General features: G+C 65.7%; 20 protein-coding genes. 7 read left to right on the plus strand and 13 right to left on the minus strand.

Going from position 1 to position 16,884, the window contains the following annotated elements; all coding sequences use genetic code 11:
* Positions 1 to 305 precede the first annotated feature (305 nt).
* Positions 306 to 1,088 carry a helix-turn-helix domain-containing protein gene (locus FFI87_RS29105; protein WP_138850251.1) on the plus strand — a complete coding sequence of 261 codons (783 nt, stop codon included), beginning with the start codon at positions 306 to 308 and terminating at the stop codon, positions 1,086 to 1,088.
* Between the two features lie 103 nt (positions 1,089 to 1,191).
* On the opposite strand, the gene FFI87_RS29110 is transcribed toward FFI87_RS29105, so the two are convergent.
* The 3 genes from FFI87_RS29110 to FFI87_RS29130 form a co-directional block, all read right to left on the minus strand.
* Positions 1,192 to 1,416 (minus strand): DUF3562 domain-containing protein, encoded by a 225-nt coding sequence (locus FFI87_RS29110; RefSeq protein ID WP_138849800.1) that lies wholly within the window; start codon positions 1,414 to 1,416, stop codon positions 1,192 to 1,194.
* A gap of 660 nt (positions 1,417 to 2,076) precedes the next feature.
* Entirely contained in the window at positions 2,077 to 2,388 is a 312-nt protein-coding gene (locus FFI87_RS29120) for a hypothetical protein (RefSeq protein ID WP_175709646.1), read from the minus strand.
* A gap of 1,137 nt (positions 2,389 to 3,525) precedes the next feature.
* Positions 3,526 to 3,768: a hypothetical protein gene (locus FFI87_RS29130; RefSeq protein ID WP_138849799.1), complete on the minus strand. Its 243-nt coding sequence runs from the start codon at positions 3,766 to 3,768 to the stop codon at positions 3,526 to 3,528.
* Between the two features lie 49 nt (positions 3,769 to 3,817).
* Between FFI87_RS29130 and FFI87_RS29135 the strand changes: the two genes are divergently transcribed.
* Positions 3,818 to 4,198, plus strand: coding sequence for an EAL domain-containing protein (locus tag FFI87_RS29135; RefSeq protein ID WP_261378600.1), 381 nt, complete (start codon positions 3,818 to 3,820; stop codon positions 4,196 to 4,198).
* Here the strand turns inward: FFI87_RS29135 and FFI87_RS35070 are convergent.
* Together FFI87_RS35070 and FFI87_RS29145 are read right to left on the minus strand one after the other, a co-directional pair.
* On the minus strand, positions 4,156 to 4,476 hold the full coding sequence (locus FFI87_RS35070) for a hypothetical protein (RefSeq protein WP_249177000.1): 321 nt from the start codon (positions 4,474 to 4,476) through the stop codon (positions 4,156 to 4,158). The two genes, FFI87_RS29135 and FFI87_RS35070, sit on opposite strands and share 43 nt — an antisense overlap.
* Before the next feature lie 107 nt (positions 4,477 to 4,583).
* A complete protein-coding gene (locus FFI87_RS29145; RefSeq protein ID WP_120296523.1) occupies positions 4,584 to 4,718 on the minus strand; it encodes an entericidin A/B family lipoprotein in 135 nt (44 codons plus the stop codon).
* 463 nt (positions 4,719 to 5,181) lie between these two features.
* On the opposite strand from FFI87_RS29145, the gene FFI87_RS29150 reads away from it, so the two are divergent.
* Both FFI87_RS29150 and FFI87_RS29155 read left to right on the plus strand, forming a co-directional pair.
* On the plus strand, positions 5,182 to 5,799 hold the full coding sequence (locus tag FFI87_RS29150; RefSeq protein ID WP_138849798.1) for a LysE family translocator: 618 nt from the start codon (positions 5,182 to 5,184) through the stop codon (positions 5,797 to 5,799).
* Between the two features lie 108 nt (positions 5,800 to 5,907).
* On the plus strand, positions 5,908 to 6,156 hold the full coding sequence (locus FFI87_RS29155) for a hypothetical protein (RefSeq protein ID WP_041490118.1): 249 nt from the start codon (positions 5,908 to 5,910) through the stop codon (positions 6,154 to 6,156).
* Between the two features lie 124 nt (positions 6,157 to 6,280).
* On the opposite strand, the gene FFI87_RS29160 is transcribed toward FFI87_RS29155, so the two are convergent.
* The 7 genes from FFI87_RS29160 to pobA form a co-directional block, all read right to left on the minus strand.
* Positions 6,281 to 7,639, minus strand: coding sequence for an MFS transporter (locus FFI87_RS29160; RefSeq protein WP_138849797.1), 1,359 nt, complete (start codon positions 7,637 to 7,639; stop codon positions 6,281 to 6,283).
* Between the two features lie 222 nt (positions 7,640 to 7,861).
* A complete protein-coding gene (pcaC, locus tag FFI87_RS29165; protein ID WP_006749282.1) occupies positions 7,862 to 8,248 on the minus strand; it encodes a 4-carboxymuconolactone decarboxylase in 387 nt (128 codons plus the stop codon).
* Between the two features lie 10 nt (positions 8,249 to 8,258).
* Positions 8,259 to 9,044, minus strand: coding sequence for a 3-oxoadipate enol-lactonase (pcaD, locus tag FFI87_RS29170; RefSeq protein ID WP_138849796.1), 786 nt, complete (start codon positions 9,042 to 9,044; stop codon positions 8,259 to 8,261).
* Positions 9,044 to 10,426 (minus strand): 3-carboxy-cis,cis-muconate cycloisomerase, encoded by a 1,383-nt coding sequence (locus FFI87_RS29175; RefSeq protein ID WP_138849795.1) that lies wholly within the window; start codon positions 10,424 to 10,426, stop codon positions 9,044 to 9,046. Before FFI87_RS29175 ends, pcaD begins: the two co-directional genes overlap by 1 nt.
* An 88-nt stretch (positions 10,427 to 10,514) precedes the next feature.
* A complete protein-coding gene (locus tag FFI87_RS29180; protein WP_006749279.1) occupies positions 10,515 to 11,171 on the minus strand; it encodes a CoA transferase subunit B in 657 nt (218 codons plus the stop codon).
* A gap of 19 nt (positions 11,172 to 11,190) precedes the next feature.
* Positions 11,191 to 11,907 carry a 3-oxoacid CoA-transferase subunit A gene (locus FFI87_RS29185; RefSeq protein WP_006756646.1) on the minus strand — a complete coding sequence of 239 codons (717 nt, stop codon included), beginning with the start codon at positions 11,905 to 11,907 and terminating at the stop codon, positions 11,191 to 11,193.
* Positions 11,908 to 12,051: 144 nt separating this feature from the next.
* Positions 12,052 to 13,284 (minus strand): 4-hydroxybenzoate 3-monooxygenase, encoded by a 1,233-nt coding sequence (pobA, locus tag FFI87_RS29190; RefSeq protein ID WP_138849794.1) that lies wholly within the window; start codon positions 13,282 to 13,284, stop codon positions 12,052 to 12,054.
* A 116-nt stretch (positions 13,285 to 13,400) separates the two neighbouring features.
* On the opposite strand from pobA, the gene FFI87_RS29195 reads away from it, so the two are divergent.
* The 3 genes from FFI87_RS29195 to FFI87_RS29205 all read left to right on the plus strand — a co-directional run bounded on the left by FFI87_RS29195 (position 13,401) and on the right by FFI87_RS29205 (position 15,861).
* Positions 13,401 to 14,327 carry a LysR family transcriptional regulator gene (locus FFI87_RS29195; RefSeq protein WP_138849793.1) on the plus strand — a complete coding sequence of 309 codons (927 nt, stop codon included), beginning with the start codon at positions 13,401 to 13,403 and terminating at the stop codon, positions 14,325 to 14,327.
* Between the two features lie 101 nt (positions 14,328 to 14,428).
* Positions 14,429 to 15,058, plus strand: coding sequence for a GTP cyclohydrolase I FolE (gene folE, locus FFI87_RS29200; protein WP_012365073.1), 630 nt, complete (start codon positions 14,429 to 14,431; stop codon positions 15,056 to 15,058).
* The gene (locus FFI87_RS29205) at positions 15,058 to 15,861 is read left to right on the plus strand and encodes an SDR family oxidoreductase (RefSeq protein ID WP_138849792.1); all 804 of its coding nucleotides are present in this window, start codon (positions 15,058 to 15,060) and stop codon (positions 15,859 to 15,861) included. Before folE ends, FFI87_RS29205 begins: the two co-directional genes overlap by 1 nt.
* 32 nt (positions 15,862 to 15,893) lie before the next feature.
* Here the strand turns inward: FFI87_RS29205 and epsC are convergent, their stop codons facing one another.
* Positions 15,894 to 16,814 carry a serine O-acetyltransferase EpsC gene (gene epsC, locus FFI87_RS29210; RefSeq protein WP_126226343.1) on the minus strand — a complete coding sequence of 307 codons (921 nt, stop codon included), beginning with the start codon at positions 16,812 to 16,814 and terminating at the stop codon, positions 15,894 to 15,896.
* Positions 16,815 to 16,884 lie beyond the last annotated feature (70 nt).

The raw sequence follows: 16,884 nt of genomic DNA on the forward strand, positions 1-16,884 counted from the left end.
CCGTTCTCCAAACCCTACGTGACTTTCCATCCCTGCCGATTTCGGTCCGACCGCGCGCGAACCATACTGCTCTATATGGATGCCCGAGCGCCGATCGTGCCGTCGCCAGCGTTGCCCGACGATGGCGCAGCACTGTTCCGCGTACCGGATCGCCGCCCTCGCACTGACTGAATCGCCAGGTTCCGCGCTGTGTACGGCCGGCAAACGGCCAGGAACGAATTTTTCCGGTCAAATCAACCGCGCCACTGCATGACGCACCATCCATGCAGTGGCGCCGCACCCGACCGAGTGACGAGGAGCAGATCATGCTGACCGCCCAAGCCCGCGAAAATGCCTACCCCGCCGTCGCGCATGCGATGGCGATCGCGCTTCATCCCGTCGATCGGGACGAGCGGGTGAAGCGCCCCGGCGCGCGCTGTTCGACCTGCTCGGTCCGTTCGGCGTGCATGCCGTCGGAACTAGACGCGGCCGACCTGGCCGTCCTCGACGAGGTAGTCTGCACGACCCGCTCGGTCAAGCGGGGCGAATCGTTGTTCCGGGCGCACGATACATTCCAGAGCCTCTATTCGGTCCGCACCGGCTCGTTCAAGACGATCGTCATGCATCGCGACGGTCGGGAGCAAGTGACCGGATTCCAGATCGCCGGGGAAACGCTCGGTCTTGACGGCGTGTGCAGCGGGCGTCACAACGGCGATGCGATTGCGCTGGAAGACAGCACGGTCTGCATCATCCCGTTCGGCCAGCTGGAGAAGGTTTGCGCCAAAGTAAGGTCGATGCAGCACCATCTCCACAAGATGATGAGCAGCGAGATCGTGCGCGAGTCGAGCCTGATGATGTTGCTTGGCACGATGTCGGCGGAACAGCGAGTCGCGGAGTTCCTGCTGAACCTGTCCGAACGCTTCAGGGTGCGCGGCTATTCGTCGGCGGATTTCAACCTGCGCATGACGCGCGAAGAGATCGGTTGCTATCTCGGAATCAAGCTCGAAACGGTCAGCCGGATGCTGTCGAAATTCCAGCGCGACGGCCTGATCGACCCGCACGGCAAGCAGATTCATATCATCGATCTGGCCGGGCTTGCCCGCGTCTGAGCGCTGACCGCCCCGCGCAGCGTCGAGCCGCCGGGTTCGGGTCCGGCAGCCAGGTATCCCGCAGGCTCGAAGCGGTTTCGTCGATTACCCTCGCGCGCGCCGCCTATCCTCCCGGTTTCGGCCGCCCGGGACACCCGCCTGCAGCGTGCAGCGAACGCATGCGCCGGCTCAGGCGGCGGATCGCGAAGATCCGCAGGTAATCATGCACGCGGGCACCTTTCGCCAGCGCCGCGATTTCGTCGTCGAGCATCCGCCGCAACGCGTCATCCGGAATCGACAGGTCGCGCGCCAAGGCCGCCAGTGACGTGAGCAACCGATCCTGGTTCATCACCGCCCTCCCGCAAGTACAAGGTCTTCGGCCAAGGTAGCCCTGACCGAATCCATTGAAACGCGCGGCGGCGCCACCGGCTTGATATGAATCAACGCACTCGCGTTGATGTGGGGCCCGGCTGCGGATTCAGCCGGCCGGTGGAGCGCGTTCCGGCGTTTGACCTGCATCAAGCGCCGGCTCGGCGTCACGCTTGGACTGGATGGGACTACGTACCAAATACCGTACGCGACGAGCGCATCCAACGAAATGCACGGCGTGATAGCTGCTCGTCCTCGCGTGGCTCGCTTGCGGGACGGCGTCCGCCCGGGTGCAGAGCCCGCCGCGCTCGTCGATCAGCAGCATTGCATGTTCTGCCACACCATCGACATGCCGTTCCTCGCACCGTAGTTGCACGGGATCGCTGATCGTTATCGGGACACGCCACATGCCGAAGGCATCCTCGCGGACAAGCTGAGACTAGGCAGCCGCGTTGAGGTGACACCGCTATGCCTCTGCCCGCCGCAGCGTGGCGGCTCGCTGTCCTCCGAGGACGCATACGCTGATTCGCCGGGTCATGAGCCAGTAAAAGCCGCGGCCGCCCGCGCCGGCGGCCAATCTGTGGAGCACGAGATATTCACGGGCGACGAAGAAAGAATCTCGCCCGATGGGCGGGACGTGTCAGCGAGGGTTCGCGTGGGTCTCAGCGGCCATGGCTCCGGCGAGTTGCCGCTCGGCAAGGTCGAATGCCCGCTCCAGCGCGCCCATGGGATCCACGCCCGTCGTATGCGGAACGGGACAGAATTCCCCCTTGCGTGTGATCAGATCTAGTCGCACGTCATACATCGGCTCGCGGGTCGACGCGCCCATGGCCTCGATCGCGAGATGGCAGCCGGCCAGTTGCATACAGAACGGCTCGAGGCGCATCAGCTGGATGCTCGCTTCCGCCTCCAACTGAGCCGCCCCGGCGAAGCCGAAGTACGCGATCTGCATCCCGATTCCCATGTTCCGCTCCTGTTGATCGCGCCGATTGACGGCGTGAGCCGGTTCCTCACTGTGGCGCGCTCGCAATACCCGATTTCGGGCATCCATCTTCAGCGGCAACGGCCCTGCCTCGATGTGGGTCGAGCGACGGACGTCGCCGCACGCCGTCCGCCAACCGGCGCCGGTCGCGTGAAATCGGCGCCGACCATCCCAGCCGACCGGCAGCGCGGCGCGGAAATTGACCGGCCATCGCGCCAGACCCGCGCGGTTCGCGGGATCGTTCACTGCCGCATCGCGATCAAACCCGCGACGCCCGAACAACAGGACAGCATACCAACATAAGGAGTGCGACGTTTCAGGCATCCGCATCGGTAGCCCGGGCAGCACAAATCATCAGCACCGGGCAGTCGGCCACGAGCAGGAACCGTTCGGCCACGCTACCCGGCACCGCGTGCCGGATACCGCGGCGGCCTGCGGGACTGCAGATCGGGTCATGCACCTGCCCACGCTGATCGCCGCACGAAACCATCGAACGTGGCGAACAAAGCCATGTCTTCATCTTCGAAGCTTCGGAATTCGCATCGTTGACTTTTATCAAGCGCGGGCGCGGTTCCGACTGTCCCTCGGAAAAACAACGGCGCCGCCCGGATCGTCTGGCGGCACTGTCGACGACGCACAGCGTCGCGCCAGGTAGTGCGCGCCAGGCGTTCGCTGCCACTGCGGACCCGCGGTCCTCTTGGCATCGCGAAAGTTTTTACCGATCAGGTGCCTGCCAAGTGAATGCCGGCACTCTGGGTGGATTTCGTCAGCTTCGCGACTGCGTCGATGGTCACAACGATTGGCCTGGAAACTTTCGAAGGCGCATCCGTGGGTGTGCTGAGTTTGATCGCCGTGTCTGTCGAAGCAGCGCTGGCCGCGACGCCTCTTGCTGCACGGAATAACCTTTTAGCTCCCGCTATTGCCCGGAGTCTGCCTTGCGCGACGTGAGATCGGACGCTCATAGGCGGGGTTGCCGAAAGCGCGGTGGGCGATCTGAGCGATTGGCTCGCCACCAAACCAGCGTTTCTGGTGTTTGAAGGGGTCGTTTCGGATGAAAAAAGTAGGGGGCAGTTTCGGGTGAACATCCACAACGAAGGTATCTTGAGACTACTTATCCCCGAAATTTCCCTCGTCGATGAGCATGCGACAGTAGGCATCGGAAGCGTCGAGCGCCAAGTCCTCGGAGATGAATGTGCCAGGCACGTTCATCTCCGAAATCACGGTTTCGGTGGTGCCGCTCCAATGACGCCGAACAACATCAATCGCGCCACACCACTGGCCATCCTCGCGGAAACTTGCAGAGACTCGGTAGAAGTAGCCGCGATATGGCTTGAATCCGTCCAGGTTCATTTGCTCCTCCTCGCCCGACGATTATCGTAGCACTCGACGGAGACCGGGATTGCACGAAGCACCACGGAGGCTGGGTTATCCGGTCGGCGACCTGTTGCTTCGGGAGGTGGCGGAGCGTCTCGGGAATTGCGTTCAGGAAAGCGACCTGGTTGCACGGTTGGGCGGCGATGCGTTTGCCGTGGTGCAGGGCGAGATGATCGAGCCGGCGGACGCCGGAGGCCTCATTGCTCCCGGTGTGTTCATTCCGATCGCCGAGGAAGGCTCCATGGCAGCGCTTGGTCGCTGGGTGATGGATCAGGCGTGCCGGCAAATGAGAACGTGGCGCGACGAGGGGGTGGCCCCGCTGATGATCGCGATCAATCTGTCTCTGTTCGAGCTCCGGAGTGCTCAAACGTTCGTGCGCGATGTCGCTGAAGCGGCCGCGAAATGAATCACATCGATAGCGGCTTGGCCGGCGATCTCCGCGACCAAATACGCCCAACGACGAGAAAACGGGCCGCCTCGTATCTTGATGCGTTCACCCAGCGCTGCTACGCCGGGAGGTTTGATTTGCCCTTCAATTCGAAACCAGACGTCGAACATGTCCTTTGATGTGGGCCGCAAATCGATGTGAATCTCGAATCCGCGACATTCGATCGTTCGTTGCACGAAAACCCGCGGTTCCAGCAGTGTCGCCACCCGAACATAGCGTCCGCTTGCCGATGTCATCCGATGAAATTCAGTTCATCGCGACGAGTGATGGAATCGGATTTCGATCCCGAGTCGGGCGACGTAGTGGACCAAGTTGGATGGTTCACCCGTAGCGCCCGCGTTGGCTATTTGGCTTGTTCTGCCGTGTTATGGATGGCCTGACCGCCCTTCGAAATGTCTTCGCCCGCACCCGCAACGGTGTTGCAGCCCGCGAGGAAAGCGGTACCAGCGATCAGAAACAGAGCGATAAGTCGCGTCATGTTGTCCTCCTTCCACAGAATGTTTGGCGGCGGAATACGGTAGCGAGCCGCAACAAGCGCGGCCGTCGCGCACCTGTCCGATCCGGCGCGGACATCTTATTGTAGGAGAGAGTCCGCGAACTACGCGTCGAATCCGTGCTCGCTTCGCACGTTTGCGTCAGATACGGTATGCGTTGGGTTTTATCCGACTCCGCAGGTAGTGACACTGCATTGGATACGACACCGGCGCGGCGTTGTCGATCGAACATTGTGTTAAAAGGTCCCCGCAGACAAATATTCTCCGACTACTTGTTGCAGAGCGACGCAGATCACATCCTGTATTCCGGGGATGTAGTCTTCCGGCGCCGAGCAACCTCTCTCTCCCCCGTACCGGCATCCGTCAACTAAACTGTACCGGTACTGTACAGAAAACCGTCGCTACACTGACTCCATCCCAGTCTCGAACCCGAATGGAGAATCCGCGATGGAATTCCTCACCCTGAGCGCGTTGCCCGCCGGCATGCTGTTCGCGCTCGTCACGTCGATCACGCCCGGCCCCAACAACACGATGCTGCTCGCGTCCGGCGTCAACTTCGGTTTCCGCCGCACGATGCCACACCTGTTCGGCATCAGCATCGGCGTCGCGATCCTGATGCTGTGCGTCGGTTTCGGCCTCGGCGAAGCGTTCCATCGCATGCCGGTCCTGTACACGATCCTCGAAATCGCGAGCGTCGCCTACCTGCTGTACCTCGCATGGCGGATCGGCACGTCCGGCGAGGTGAAGGCGCAAGGCGCGAAGCCGCGCCCGATGACGTTCCTCGAAGCCGCCGCGTTCCAGTGGGTCAATCCGAAGGCGTGGATGATGGTGCTCACCGCCGCGACGACGATCCGCCTGTCCGCCGACTACGGGATGAACGCCGCGTGGATGGCCGTCGTGTTCATCCTGATCGGCTTTCCGTGCATCAGCCTGTGGGCCGCGTTCGGCCTCGGCCTGCGCCGCTTCCTCTCGAACCGCCGCGCGTTGCGCATCTTCAACGTGACGATGGCCGTGCTGCTGATCCTGTCGCTGTATCCGCTCATCGCGCATCTGCTGCCGCAGTAAACGCGCACCAGCGCACCCCGTTGAGCTTCACGTCATGCAGGCGTACCCTTTTGGTACGGGCGCGTGCAACCGCTTCTGCGGTTGCGCCGCCACTGCATGGAGATTGCCGTGAAGCCAATGCTGAAAGCCGGCGAGCACATCGAGGGCATGCACTGGATTGCCGAGTACCATCCGCTGACGCACGAGATCCGCGTGCTGCGCGAAGACATCGAGATCGGCGTCTACTGCGCGCCGCCGACGATGTTCGGTGAAGAGGAAGACATGGGCGCCGCGAACCTCGCCGATCATCGCAGCCGGGAGGCCGCGCTGCGCGCGTATCTGCGCAACTTCGTCAAGGAACACGACGCGGAGGAGTAACGGCGCCGCGGCCGTGAAATGAACGGGCCGCTGACGCGGCCCGGTCTGCTGTTACGCGTTGGCCGTCTTCCGCCCCAACCGCAACACACGCGGAGCCGGCGCATCGCCCCGGCCCCGATTGCGCTCAATGCCCGAGCGACTCGATCTTGCCGCCCGGCTGCGTGACACCATGCGGCCGCGCCATCTGCTTGATCAGCAACGCGAGGCATGCGAGCAGGCCCGCGACCGCAATCGTCCCGAACACGCCCGCGAACGAAAAGTGCCGGCGCGTCAGTTCCGCGACGAGGAACGATCCGGCGATCCCGCCGAAGCGGCCGACACCCAGCATCCATGCCACGCCCGTGCCGCGCCCTTCGGTCGGGTAGAACGCGGCGGCGAGCGCCGGCATCGACGATTGCGCGGTGTTCATCAACACGCCGGCGATGAACACGACCAGCACGAGCAGCCCCACATTCCCCGCCGCCTGCCCGATCGCATACACGCTGATCGCGGTCAGCGCGTAGCACACGGCGATCACGCGGTTCGCGTTGAAGCGGTCCATCAGCACGCCGCACAGCACCGCGCCGACACCGCCGAGCGGGAACAGCGCGGAGATCAGGGTCGCGCTCTTCGGCGTGAGGCCGGCGTCCTTCAGCAGGATCGGCATCCAGTTGATCGACGCGTAGAAGATCACGAGGCCCATGAAGTACGCGAGCCACAGCATCACCGAACCGACGACGTACGAGCGCGACAGCACGACGCCGAGCCCTTTGCTGCCGGTCTGCGGCGCGGTTTCGGTCATCACGAACGAGCCGGCGTTCAGCGCGTCGCGCGAAATCCGGGCGAGCGTCGTGCGGATCCGGTCGACGCTCCGGCCGTGCGCGACCATGAAGCGCACCGATTCCGGCATCTTCAGCAGCAACAGCACGCCGAGCAGCAGCGGCGTCACGCCGCCGAGCACCAGCACGCTGCGCCAGCCGAAATGCGGAATCATCCACGCGGCGAGGAAGCCGCCGAACGCCGCGCCGAGCGGGAAGCCGCAGAACATCAGGTTGATCACGGTCGCGCGGCGCTTGTCCGGGCAAAACTCGCCCATCATCGTGACCGCGTTCGGCATCGCGGCGCCGAGCCCGACGCCGGTGATGAAACGCAGGATCGTCAGGTGCCCGATGGTCGTGGAGAACGCCGACACGAGGCACGCGACGCCGAACAGGAATACCGAGCCGAGCAGCAGCGAGCGGCGCCCGAGGCGATCGGACAGCGGGCCCGACACGAGCGCGCCGCAGGCAAGGCCGAACAGCGCGGCGCTCAGCACGGGCGCGAGATCGGGTTTGGTGAGGTTCCATTCGCCGAGCAGCGACGGCGCGATGAAGCCGATCGCGGCCGTATCGAAGCCGTCGAGCAGCACGATCACGAAACACATCAGGAATACGAGCCACTGAAAGCCGCCGAACGGCTGCTCGTTGATGAAGGTCTGGACATCGACCACGGTTGTGCGATTCATCGCTAGTCTCCTTGTCGGCCGAAACTGGCGCTTAGGCGCTCGCTTCGGTCCCATCCAACATTGATATATGCAACAAGCGCGGCCTCGTGGCCGCGCCTTGCCTTCGTTCACGCACCGATTCGCCGCCGGCGCGTTCGTCGATCGTCACGGCTCGCCAGCATCGGCAGGCCGTGCGACCGGATCAGTGCCGGCGCTCAGCCGGCCTCGCCTAGGCGGCCCCACCTAGGCGGCTCCATCCTGTTCCTTGAAGATCTTGTCCGCGAGATGGAACGCGGAGTTCGCGGCCGGCACGCCGCAGTAGATCGCGGTCTGCAGCAGCACTTCCTTGATCTCGTCGCGCGTCACGCCGTTGTTGCGCGCGGCGCGCAAGTGCAGCGCGAGTTCCTCGCCGCGGTTCAGCGCGACCATCATCGCGATGGTCAGCAAGCTGCGCGTATGGCGCGGCAGGCCGTCGCGCGTCCAGATCTCGCCCCACGCGTAGCGCGTGATCAGGTTCTGGAATTCGTCGGTCACCTCGGTGCGGTTCTCGATCGAACGATCGACGTGCGCGTCGCCGAGCACCGCGCGGCGCACCTTCATCCCTGCTTCATAACGTTGCTGGTCGTCCATCGTCGGTGCCTCACGCGGTCAGGAAGTCGAGCAGCGCGCGGTTGAAACCGTCGGTGCACTCGATGTTCGAAATATGCGCGGCGTCGAATTCGACGTGGCGCGCGCCGGGAATCGCGGCAGCCAGCGCACGGCCCTGGTCGGGCGGTGTCGACATGTCCTTCGCACCGGTCACGACGAGCACCGGCAGCGCGATGCCCTTCACTTCCTCGCGCAGGTCGGCCGCGTTCAGCGCGTCGCAGTTCGCCGCGTAACCGTCCTTGTCGGTATGCACGAAGGTGTCGCGGATCGCGTCGAACAGGCGCGGCTCGCGCTCGACGAACGCGTCGGTGAACCAGCGCGGCAGCACGGCGTCGGCGAGCGCGGCCATCCCTTCGGCACGCGCCTTCTGCGCACGCGGCGCCCATACTTCCTGCGAACCGATCTTCGCGGCGGTATTCGCCAGCACGGCGCGCACGATGCGCGACGGGAAGCGCGCGGCGAGCGCGGCGCCGGTCAGGCCGCCCATCGAGATGCCGCAGAAGTGCGCGCGATCGATGCCGACGTGGTCGAGCAGGCCGATCACGTCGTCCGCGAGCTGGTCGACCGTGTACGAGCCGGCCGGTGCATCGGAATGGCCGTGGCCGCGCGTGTCGTAGCGCAGGATGTTGAAGTGCTGCGTGAGCGGGCGAATCTGCGGCGCCCACATCTGCAAGTCGGCGCCGAGCGAGTTCGAGAAAACGAGCCACGGCGCGTCGTCGCGCTCGGCACGGTCGATCCGGTAATGCAGTTTCACGCCGTTGACAGTGGCGAAGGGCATCAGTGTTCTCCTGGTTGTTTCGGGCTCGCGTGCTGGGCGTGCAGCGCGAGCACGGCGTCGACGTAGGCCTGCGCCTCGCCGACGTAATGTGCGGGATCGAGCAGCCGCGCGAGCGCGTCGCGCGACAGGTGGGCCGATACGGTCGCATCGGCGGCGAGCACGTCGAACAGCGTCGCGCCGGTGCGCACGGCCTCCTTCGACGCATGCTCGACGACATGGTGCGCATCGAGCCGGCCGATCCGGTCGCCGAGCGCGAGCATCACGGCTTCGCCGAGGATCAGCCCGTGCGTCAGATCGAGGTTCGCGGCGAGGCGTTCGGTGTTCACGTCGAGGCCCGCGACGATCTGCGCGATCTGCGCGAGCGCGCCGCCGGTCAGGCGCGCGAGGTCGGGCAGCGCGTCCCATTCGGCCTGCCAGCCGCCGAGCGCGCGCTCGTGCTCCTGGACCATCCCCGCGAACACGGTCGCCACGAGGTTCGGCGCGCGCACCGCGGCCGTCAGCACGGCCGCGCAACCGACCGGGTTGCGCTTGTGCGGCATCGTCGACGAACCGCCCTTGCCGGCGGCCGCCGGTTCGCCGAGCTCGCCGACTTCGGTCTGCATCTGCAGCGACACGTCACGCGCAATCTTGCCGAGCGTACCGGTCAGCATCCCGAAGCATGACGCGGCTTCCGCGATGCGGTCGCGCTGCGTATGCCACGGCACGGCCGGCACCGCGAGCTTCAGGTCGGCCGCGAGCGCGGCGCTCACGCCGGCCGCATGCTCGCGCAGACTCGCCAGCGTGCCGGCCGCACCGCCAAACTGCAGTACCAACGCGCGCTCCCGCAATTCGGCGAAGCGCGCGCGATGGCGCAGCAGCGCATCGAGCCATTGTGCGAATTTCAGGCCGAGCGTGATCGGCAGCGCCTGCTGCAGCCACGTGCGGCCGATCATCGGTGTCGCGCGATGCGTGCGCGCGAGCGTCGCGAGCGACGCGCACGCTTCGTCGAGCAGCGGCTCGAGCACGTCGAGCGTGTCGCGCAGCTGCAGCACGGTCGCGGTATCGATGATGTCCTGGCTCGTCGCGCCCCAGTGGACGAACTTCGCGGCCTCGGGGTCGTCGGCCTTCACCTGCGCGGTGAGCTGCTTGACGAGCGGAATCGCGAGATTGCCGCCGAGCGCCGCGCCGTGCGCGAGCGCGTCGGCGTCCAGCCGATCGGCATCGCACGCGCGTTCGATGGGCGCGACCGCGGTGGCGGGAATCACGTGCTGCGCGGCGAGCGCGCGCGCGAGCGCGGCTTCGACGTCGAGCATCCGCTGGATCGTCGCGCGGGGCGACCAGATCCGGTTGAGCGGCTCGGTGCCGCAGATGAGGGAGGTCAGGCGGGCGCTGTCTTCGAGCATGGCATCGGATTGGGGAAACGGCGTGCGCCTATTGTCTACCCAAGCGTGCCGGTGTGCGCGGGATCGCGCGTGCCGGCACGCTTGCCGTTCAGGCCGCGGCCTTGCGCGTCGCGTCGATCAGCGGCACGCCGGTCAGCTTCTGCAGTTCGTCGAACGACAGGTCGGTGAAGATCTCGCTCACCGCGAGGCCGTCGCTCGTCACGTCGAGCACGGCGAGATCGGTATAGATGCGGCTCACGCACTGCACGCCGGTGACCGGATACGAGCATTGCGCGACGATCTTGCTCTCGCCCTGTTTCGTCAGATGTTCCATCATCACGAACACCTGCTTCGCGCCGATCGCCAGGTCCATCGCGCCGCCGACGGCCGGAATCGCATCGGGCGCGCCGGTATGCCAGTTCGCGAGGTCGCCGTTCGCCGACACCTGGAACGCGCCGAGCACGCAGTAGTCGAGATGGCCGCCGCGCATCATCGCGAACGAATCCGAGTGGTGGAAATAGGCGCCGCCGGTGAGCAGCGTCACGTGCTGCTTGCCGGCGTTGATCAGCTCGTCGTCTTCCTCCCCGGGCGCGGGCGCCGGGCCCATGCCGAGCAGGCCGTTCTCGCTGTGCAGGAAGATTTCCTTGCTCGGATCGAGGTGGTTCGCCACCAGCGTCGGCACGCCGATGCCGAGGTTCACGTAAGCGCCTTCGGGGATGTCCTGGGCGACGCGCTTGGCCATTTCATCGCGGGTCAGTCGTTTCATTTCGAATTCCTCGGGGCAGTCAGGCGGCTTGGGATGCGGCACGTTCGGCAGCCAGCTCGGCCGCATGCGCGGCCTGCGGCACTTCGACGACACGCTGCACGAAAATGCCCGGCGTCACGATGTGTTCCGGGTTCAGCCCGCCGAGCGGCACGACTTCCGACACCTGCACGATCGCGACCTTCGCGGCGCTCGCCATGATCGGCCCGAAGTTGCGCGCGGTCTTGCGATACACGAGATTGCCCCAGCGGTCGCCCTTGTACGCCTTCACCAGCGCGAAATCGGCGTGGATCGGCGTCTCGAACACATACGACTTGCCGTCGATCACGCGCGTCTCCTTGCCTTCCGCGAGCTTCGTGCCGAAGCCCGTCGGCGTGAAGAAGCCGCCGATGCCGGCACCCGCCGCGCGGATCCGCTCCGCGAGGTTGCCCTGCGGCACGAGCTCAAGCTCGATCTCGCCCGCGCGATACAACGCGTCGAACACCTGCGAGTCGCTCTGGCGCGGGAACGAGCAGATGATCTTGCGCACCCGCTTCGCCTTGAGCAGCGCCGCGAGGCCCGTCTCGCCATTGCCCGCGTTGTTGTTGACGATCGTCAGGCCGCGCGCGCCCTGCTCGATCAGCGCGTCGATCAGCTCGGACGGCATGCCTGCCGTGCCGAAGCCGCCGATCATGATGGTCGCGCCGTCGTGGACGTCCGCGACCGCCGATTGAAGCGATTCGAAAATCTTGTTGACCATGTCTCTTCCTGATACGAACCCGCGGCACGATGCGCGGCCTGTCGAGGGGACACGCGCGTGCCGCGTGCCGCGCCGGAGGCCGTTGTCGACCTTCGGTATTTGTTCGCTATTCGAACCTAGATTCGATTAGCGAACGATGGCCGATCATAGAGTCGCGCACAGCGCATTGTCAAGGCGGGATCCCTCGGGGGTCGTCTGGTCGTCGAACGGCAGGCCGACGTAGTTTTCGGCCAGCGACTGCGCGGCGGCCCGCGAGCGCGTCACGTATTTCAGTTCGGCAAACTTCAGGCGATTGACGAACGGCGAGTCGTCCGGCGACGCATGCAGCATGTTCGTCATGAAGTACGAGAAATGCTCGGCGCGCCACACGCGTTCGAGACAGGTCGCCGAATAGCGCTCGAGCAGCGTCGCGTCGCCGTCGCGGTAGCGGGCGCCGAGCGCCCGGGACAGCGCGCGGACGTCGGCCACCGCGAGATTCATCCCCTTCGCGCCGGTCGGCGGCACGATGTGCGCAGCGTCGCCGGCGAGGAACAGGCGGCCGTATTGCATCGTCTCCGACACGAAGCTGCGCATCGGCGTCACGCTCTTCTGCGTGATCCGGCCCTCGGTCGGCGTCCAGCCGGTGTCGTTCGAGAAGCGCGTGTGGAGTTCGTCCCAGATCCGCGCATCGGACCATTCGGCGAGGTTTTCGTCGGGCTTGCACTGCAAGTAAAGGCGCGTGACCGTCGGCGAGCGCATCGAAAACAGCGCGAAGCCGTTCTCGTGATGCGCGTAGACGAGTTCGTCGAGCAAGGGCGCCGCGTCGGCGAGGATGCCGAGCCATGCGAACGGATACACGCGTTCGAACGTGTTCAGCCGCTCGGCGGGAATCGTCTGGCGCGCGATGCCGTGGAAGCCGTCGCAGCCGGCGATGTAGTCGCAGTCGATGCGGTCCGCGTGGCCGTCCGCGTGCTTGAACGTGACGAACGGGTGCTCGCTCTCGACATCGTGCAGCGCGACGTCGGTGACTTCGAAGTGCATCGCGTGACCATGCGCGTCGCCGGCCGCGATCAGGTCGCGCACGACTTCGTGCTGGCTGTAGACGGTGATCGCGCGCCCGCCGGTGAGCGCGCTCAGGTCGATGCGATGGCGCTGGCCGGAGAACAGCAGCTCGATGCCGTGATGTTCGAGCCCCTCGCGGCGCATCCGCTCGCCGAGGCCGGCTTCGTTCAGCGTGTCGACGGTGCCCTGTTCCAGCACGCCGGCACGAATTCGGTTCTCGCAGTATTCGCGCGAACGCGCTTCGACGAGGATGGCATCCACGCCCTGCAGGCGCAGCAGATGGGAAAGCAAAAGGCCGGACGGACCGGCGCCGATGATGGCGACCTGGGTGCGCATTGTTCGTCTCCTGAACATTGGTTCGAGTAATGGAACACATTTGAGCGCTTTCCCGACTATGCAGCAACGCGATTCAGGAGATATGTTGTATACGCTTTCTAGATACCGGCCCGGCGATGGACACGCTCGATCTGAACCTCATTCCCTACCTCGTCGCGCTCGACGATACGCGCAACGTCAGCCGCGCCGGCGACCTGCTCGGCGTGAGCCAGCCGCGCGTGAGCACGGCGCTCGGCCGGCTGCGCGAGTATTTCGGCGATCCGCTGTTCGTGCGCACGTCGCGCGGGATGGAGCCGACGCCGCGCGCGCTCACGCTGCTGCCGGCCGCGCGCGACGCGCTCGCGCAGATCGAGCGCGGCCTCGTCGCGCCGCACGACTTCGATCCGACGGCGAGCACGCATACGTTCTCGATCGCGCTGTCGGACGTCGGCGAGATCGTGTTCCTGCCGAAGCTGCTGCAGGCGTTCGCGTCGCGCGCGCCGCATGCGAACCTGCGCTCGGTCTCGCCCGCGCACGACGAAGTCGGCCGCGGCCTCGAAGCCGGCTCGATCGATCTGGCGGTCGGCTACTTCCCCGATCTCGACGGCAACAACTTCTTCCAGCAGCGGCTGTTCACGCACCGGTTCGTCTGCCTGATGCGACGCGGCCATCCGTTCGAACAGGCGCCGCCGTTCACGGTCGAGCAGTTTCTCGGTTGCGGGCACGCGGTCGTGCGCGCCGAAGGCCGCAGCCAGGAGGTGCTCGAGAAATACCTCGCGAAGCAGCGCATGCACCGGCGCGCGGTGCTCGAGACGCCGCACTTCATGAGCCTGCCGTTCATCCTGAGCCGCACCGACCTGATCGCGACGGTGCCGCATGCGATCGGCTATGCGTACGCGGCCGAGCACGCGTTCATCGTGCCGGTCGAGCCGCCGCTGCCGCTGCCTCGCTTCGACCTGAAGCAGCACTGGCATCGCAAGTTCCACAACGATCCGCGCACCGCGTGGCTGCGCGGAGTGGTCGCGTCGCTGTTCAACGACGAGCAGGACGAGTGGCCGAAGTGAAGCCAGGTGAGCGGCGGCCCGCACACACGCGCCGCGAAAGCATGAAACAATGACCGGATATTCGCGCCGCCGCAGGCGGCCGCATTCGATGGAGCCACTAGATGGGTAAAAAAACCGCGCGGCCCGAGCCGGCCGCAACCCGCCCGAGCCGGAAAGAAGCCGAGGAAGCCGTTCGCGTGCTGCTGCGCTGGGCCGGCGACGATCCCGCCCGTGAAGGCCTGCTCGACACGCCCGCACGCGTCGTGCGCGCGTACGAGGAGTTCTTCGCCGGCTATGCGCTTGAGCCGCGCGAGATCCTCGCGCGCACGTTCAGCGAAGTCGACGGCTACGACGAGATGATCGTGCTGAAGGACATCCGCTTCGAGAGCTACTGCGAACACCACATGGTGCCGATCATCGGCCGCGCGCACGTCGCGTATCTGCCGAACCATCGCGTCGTCGGCATCTCGAAGCTCGCGCGTCTGGTCGACGCGTTCGCGAAGCGCCTGCAGATCCAGGAAAAAATGACCGTGCAGATCGCCGATACGCTGTTCGACGTGCTGCAGCCGAAAGGTGTCGGCGTGATCCTCGAAGCCGCGCACCAGTGCATCTCGACGCGCGGCATCCACAAGCCGGGGGTCGAGATGGTCACGTCGCGCATGCTCGGCACGTTCCGCACCGACCCGTCGACGCGGCGCGAATTCCTGTCGATCGTCGCGAATCCTTCTTCAGTCAACCTGACGAATACGTAATGCAGTCCACGAAGCAAGCGGCGAATGCGCCGGTCGTACTCGTGACCGGCGCCGCGCGCCGGGCCGGGCGCGCGTTCGCCGAGTATTTCTCCGCGCACGGCTATCGCACCGCGGTTCACTACGACCGCTCAGCCGATGCCGCGCATGCAGCGGCCCGCACGATCGCCGAACGCGGGCACGACTCCGTCGCGCTGCAGGCCGACCTGTCGGATGCCGCGCAGATCACCGCGCTGATCGACCACGTGTATGCGCGCTTCGGCCGCCTCGACGTGCTGGTCAACAACGCGTCGGTGTTCTGGCAGGATCATTTCCCGAGCTTCGACCTCGCGGCGTTCGACCAGGCGTGGGCCGTCAACTGCCGCGCGCCGATCCTGCTCACGCGCGCGTTCTACGAACAGGCCCGTGCGGCCGGCACGCAAGGCGTCGTCGTGAACGTGGTCGACCAGAAGATCAAGGAAAACTTCCACCGCGACCATTTCAGCTACACGGTCGCGAAGGCCGCGCTCGGCAACCTCACGCAGATGCTCGCGCTGTCGTCGTCGCCGGTGCTGCGTGTGAACGCGGTGTTCCCCGGGCTGATGCTGCCGAGCGACGACCAGACGCAAGCCGACTTCGAACACGCGAGCCGCGCGTCGACGCCGCTCGCGCGCATCGCCGGCCCCGACGACGTCGCGAGCGCGATCCTGCTGCTGACGGGCAGCGCCTACAACGGCGTGGATTTCGTCGTCGACGCGGGGCAGAACCTGATTCGCGTCGACCAGGACGTGCTGTACAAGCATCGCTCGCCGGCCGGCAAGCACTGACCCCGGATGAGCGGCGCCGTTCGCGCGCCGCGTTACGGCTTCTCGGCGCTGCCGCCTTCGCGGACCTTGCCCTGTGCGACGCTCGTGCCGGGCGGCACGCTGTGCGTGAGCCACACATTGCCGCCGATCACCGAGCCGCGCCCGATCGTCACGCGGCCGAGAATCGTCGCGCCCGCGTAGATCACCACGTCGTCCTCGACGATCGGATGCCGCGCATTACCCTTGACCAGCGCGCCTTCGCCATCGGCCGGGAAGCTCTTCGCGCCGAGCGTGACGGCTTGATACACGCGCACGCGCTCGCCGATGATCGCGGTTTCGCCGATCACGACACCGGTGCCGTGATCGATGAAGAAGCTCGGGCCGATCTGCGCGCCGGGGTGAATGTCGATGCCGGTGGCCGAGTGCGCGATTTCATTGATGAATCGCGCGAGCAGCGGCACGCCAAGCTGGTGCAACGCATGCGCGAGCCGATGGTGCATCATCGCGAGCACGCCGGGATAGCACAGCAGGATCTCGGTGATGTGCTGTGCGGCCGGATCGCCCGCATACGCGGCCTGGATGTCGCTGACCAGCAGCGCACGAATCGACGGCAACTGCCGGCCGAACTCGCGCGCGATCTCGAACGCGCGTTCGTCGAGTTCGGCGAACGGCGTGTCCGCATGCTCGGGCAGGAACGGCAGCGCGCGGCGAACCTGCTCGGACAGCACCCGCAGCGTGCTTTCGAGCGTATGGCCGACGTAGTAGTCGACGCTTTCGTCGGTCAGATCCGGCGCGCCGTAGTGCGTCGGAAACATCGACGCGCGCAGGCCGGTGACAATCTTGCAGATCGCGTCGCGCGACGGCAGCTCGCGGATGCCGCGCGGATGACGTGTGCGATGGAGTTCCTCGCGCGACTCGCGCAAGCCGGCGACGATTTCCTCGAGGCCCCACTGACGGACGGGTGATGTCGACATATGCCAATGCAGGCAGCCGCGCTCGATCGCACGGCCGCGAATAAAGTGACGGGTTCCGCAAGATTACCGC

The organism is Burkholderia sp. KBS0801 (genome assembly GCF_005937855.2).
Classification (GTDB): domain Bacteria; phylum Pseudomonadota; class Gammaproteobacteria; order Burkholderiales; family Burkholderiaceae; genus Burkholderia; species Burkholderia ambifaria.

Bases quoted from the DNA above. Each gene is read 5' to 3' on its own strand.
- FFI87_RS29105 (WP_138850251.1), top strand. From the start codon at position 306: ATGCTGACCGCCCAAGCCCGCGAAAATGCCTACCCCGCCGTCGCGCAT.
- FFI87_RS29110 (WP_138849800.1), bottom strand. From the start codon at position 1,416: ATGAACCAGGATCGGTTGCTCACGTCACTGGCGGCCTTGGCGCGCGAC.
- FFI87_RS29120 (WP_175709646.1), bottom strand. From the start codon at position 2,388: ATGCAGATCGCGTACTTCGGCTTCGCCGGGGCGGCTCAGTTGGAGGCG.
- FFI87_RS29130 (WP_138849799.1), bottom strand. From the start codon at position 3,768: ATGAACCTGGACGGATTCAAGCCATATCGCGGCTACTTCTACCGAGTC.
- FFI87_RS35070 (WP_249177000.1), bottom strand. From the start codon at position 4,476: ATGACATCGGCAAGCGGACGCTATGTTCGGGTGGCGACACTGCTGGAA.
- FFI87_RS29145 (WP_120296523.1), bottom strand. From the start codon at position 4,718: ATGACGCGACTTATCGCTCTGTTTCTGATCGCTGGTACCGCTTTCCTC.
- FFI87_RS29150 (WP_138849798.1), top strand. From the start codon at position 5,182: ATGGAATTCCTCACCCTGAGCGCGTTGCCCGCCGGCATGCTGTTCGCG.
- FFI87_RS29160 (WP_138849797.1), bottom strand. From the start codon at position 7,639: ATGAATCGCACAACCGTGGTCGATGTCCAGACCTTCATCAACGAGCAG.
- pcaC (WP_006749282.1), bottom strand. From the start codon at position 8,248: ATGGACGACCAGCAACGTTATGAAGCAGGGATGAAGGTGCGCCGCGCG.
- pcaD (WP_138849796.1), bottom strand. From the start codon at position 9,044: ATGCCCTTCGCCACTGTCAACGGCGTGAAACTGCATTACCGGATCGAC.
- FFI87_RS29175 (WP_138849795.1), bottom strand. From the start codon at position 10,426: ATGCTCGAAGACAGCGCCCGCCTGACCTCCCTCATCTGCGGCACCGAG.
- FFI87_RS29180 (WP_006749279.1), bottom strand. From the start codon at position 11,171: ATGAAACGACTGACCCGCGATGAAATGGCCAAGCGCGTCGCCCAGGAC.
- FFI87_RS29185 (WP_006756646.1), bottom strand. From the start codon at position 11,907: ATGGTCAACAAGATTTTCGAATCGCTTCAATCGGCGGTCGCGGACGTC.
- pobA (WP_138849794.1), bottom strand. From the start codon at position 13,284: ATGCGCACCCAGGTCGCCATCATCGGCGCCGGTCCGTCCGGCCTTTTG.
- FFI87_RS29195 (WP_138849793.1), top strand. From the start codon at position 13,401: ATGGACACGCTCGATCTGAACCTCATTCCCTACCTCGTCGCGCTCGAC.
- folE (WP_012365073.1), top strand. From the start codon at position 14,429: ATGGGTAAAAAAACCGCGCGGCCCGAGCCGGCCGCAACCCGCCCGAGC.
- FFI87_RS29205 (WP_138849792.1), top strand. From the start codon at position 15,058: ATGCAGTCCACGAAGCAAGCGGCGAATGCGCCGGTCGTACTCGTGACC.
- epsC (WP_126226343.1), bottom strand. From the start codon at position 16,814: ATGTCGACATCACCCGTCCGTCAGTGGGGCCTCGAGGAAATCGTCGCC.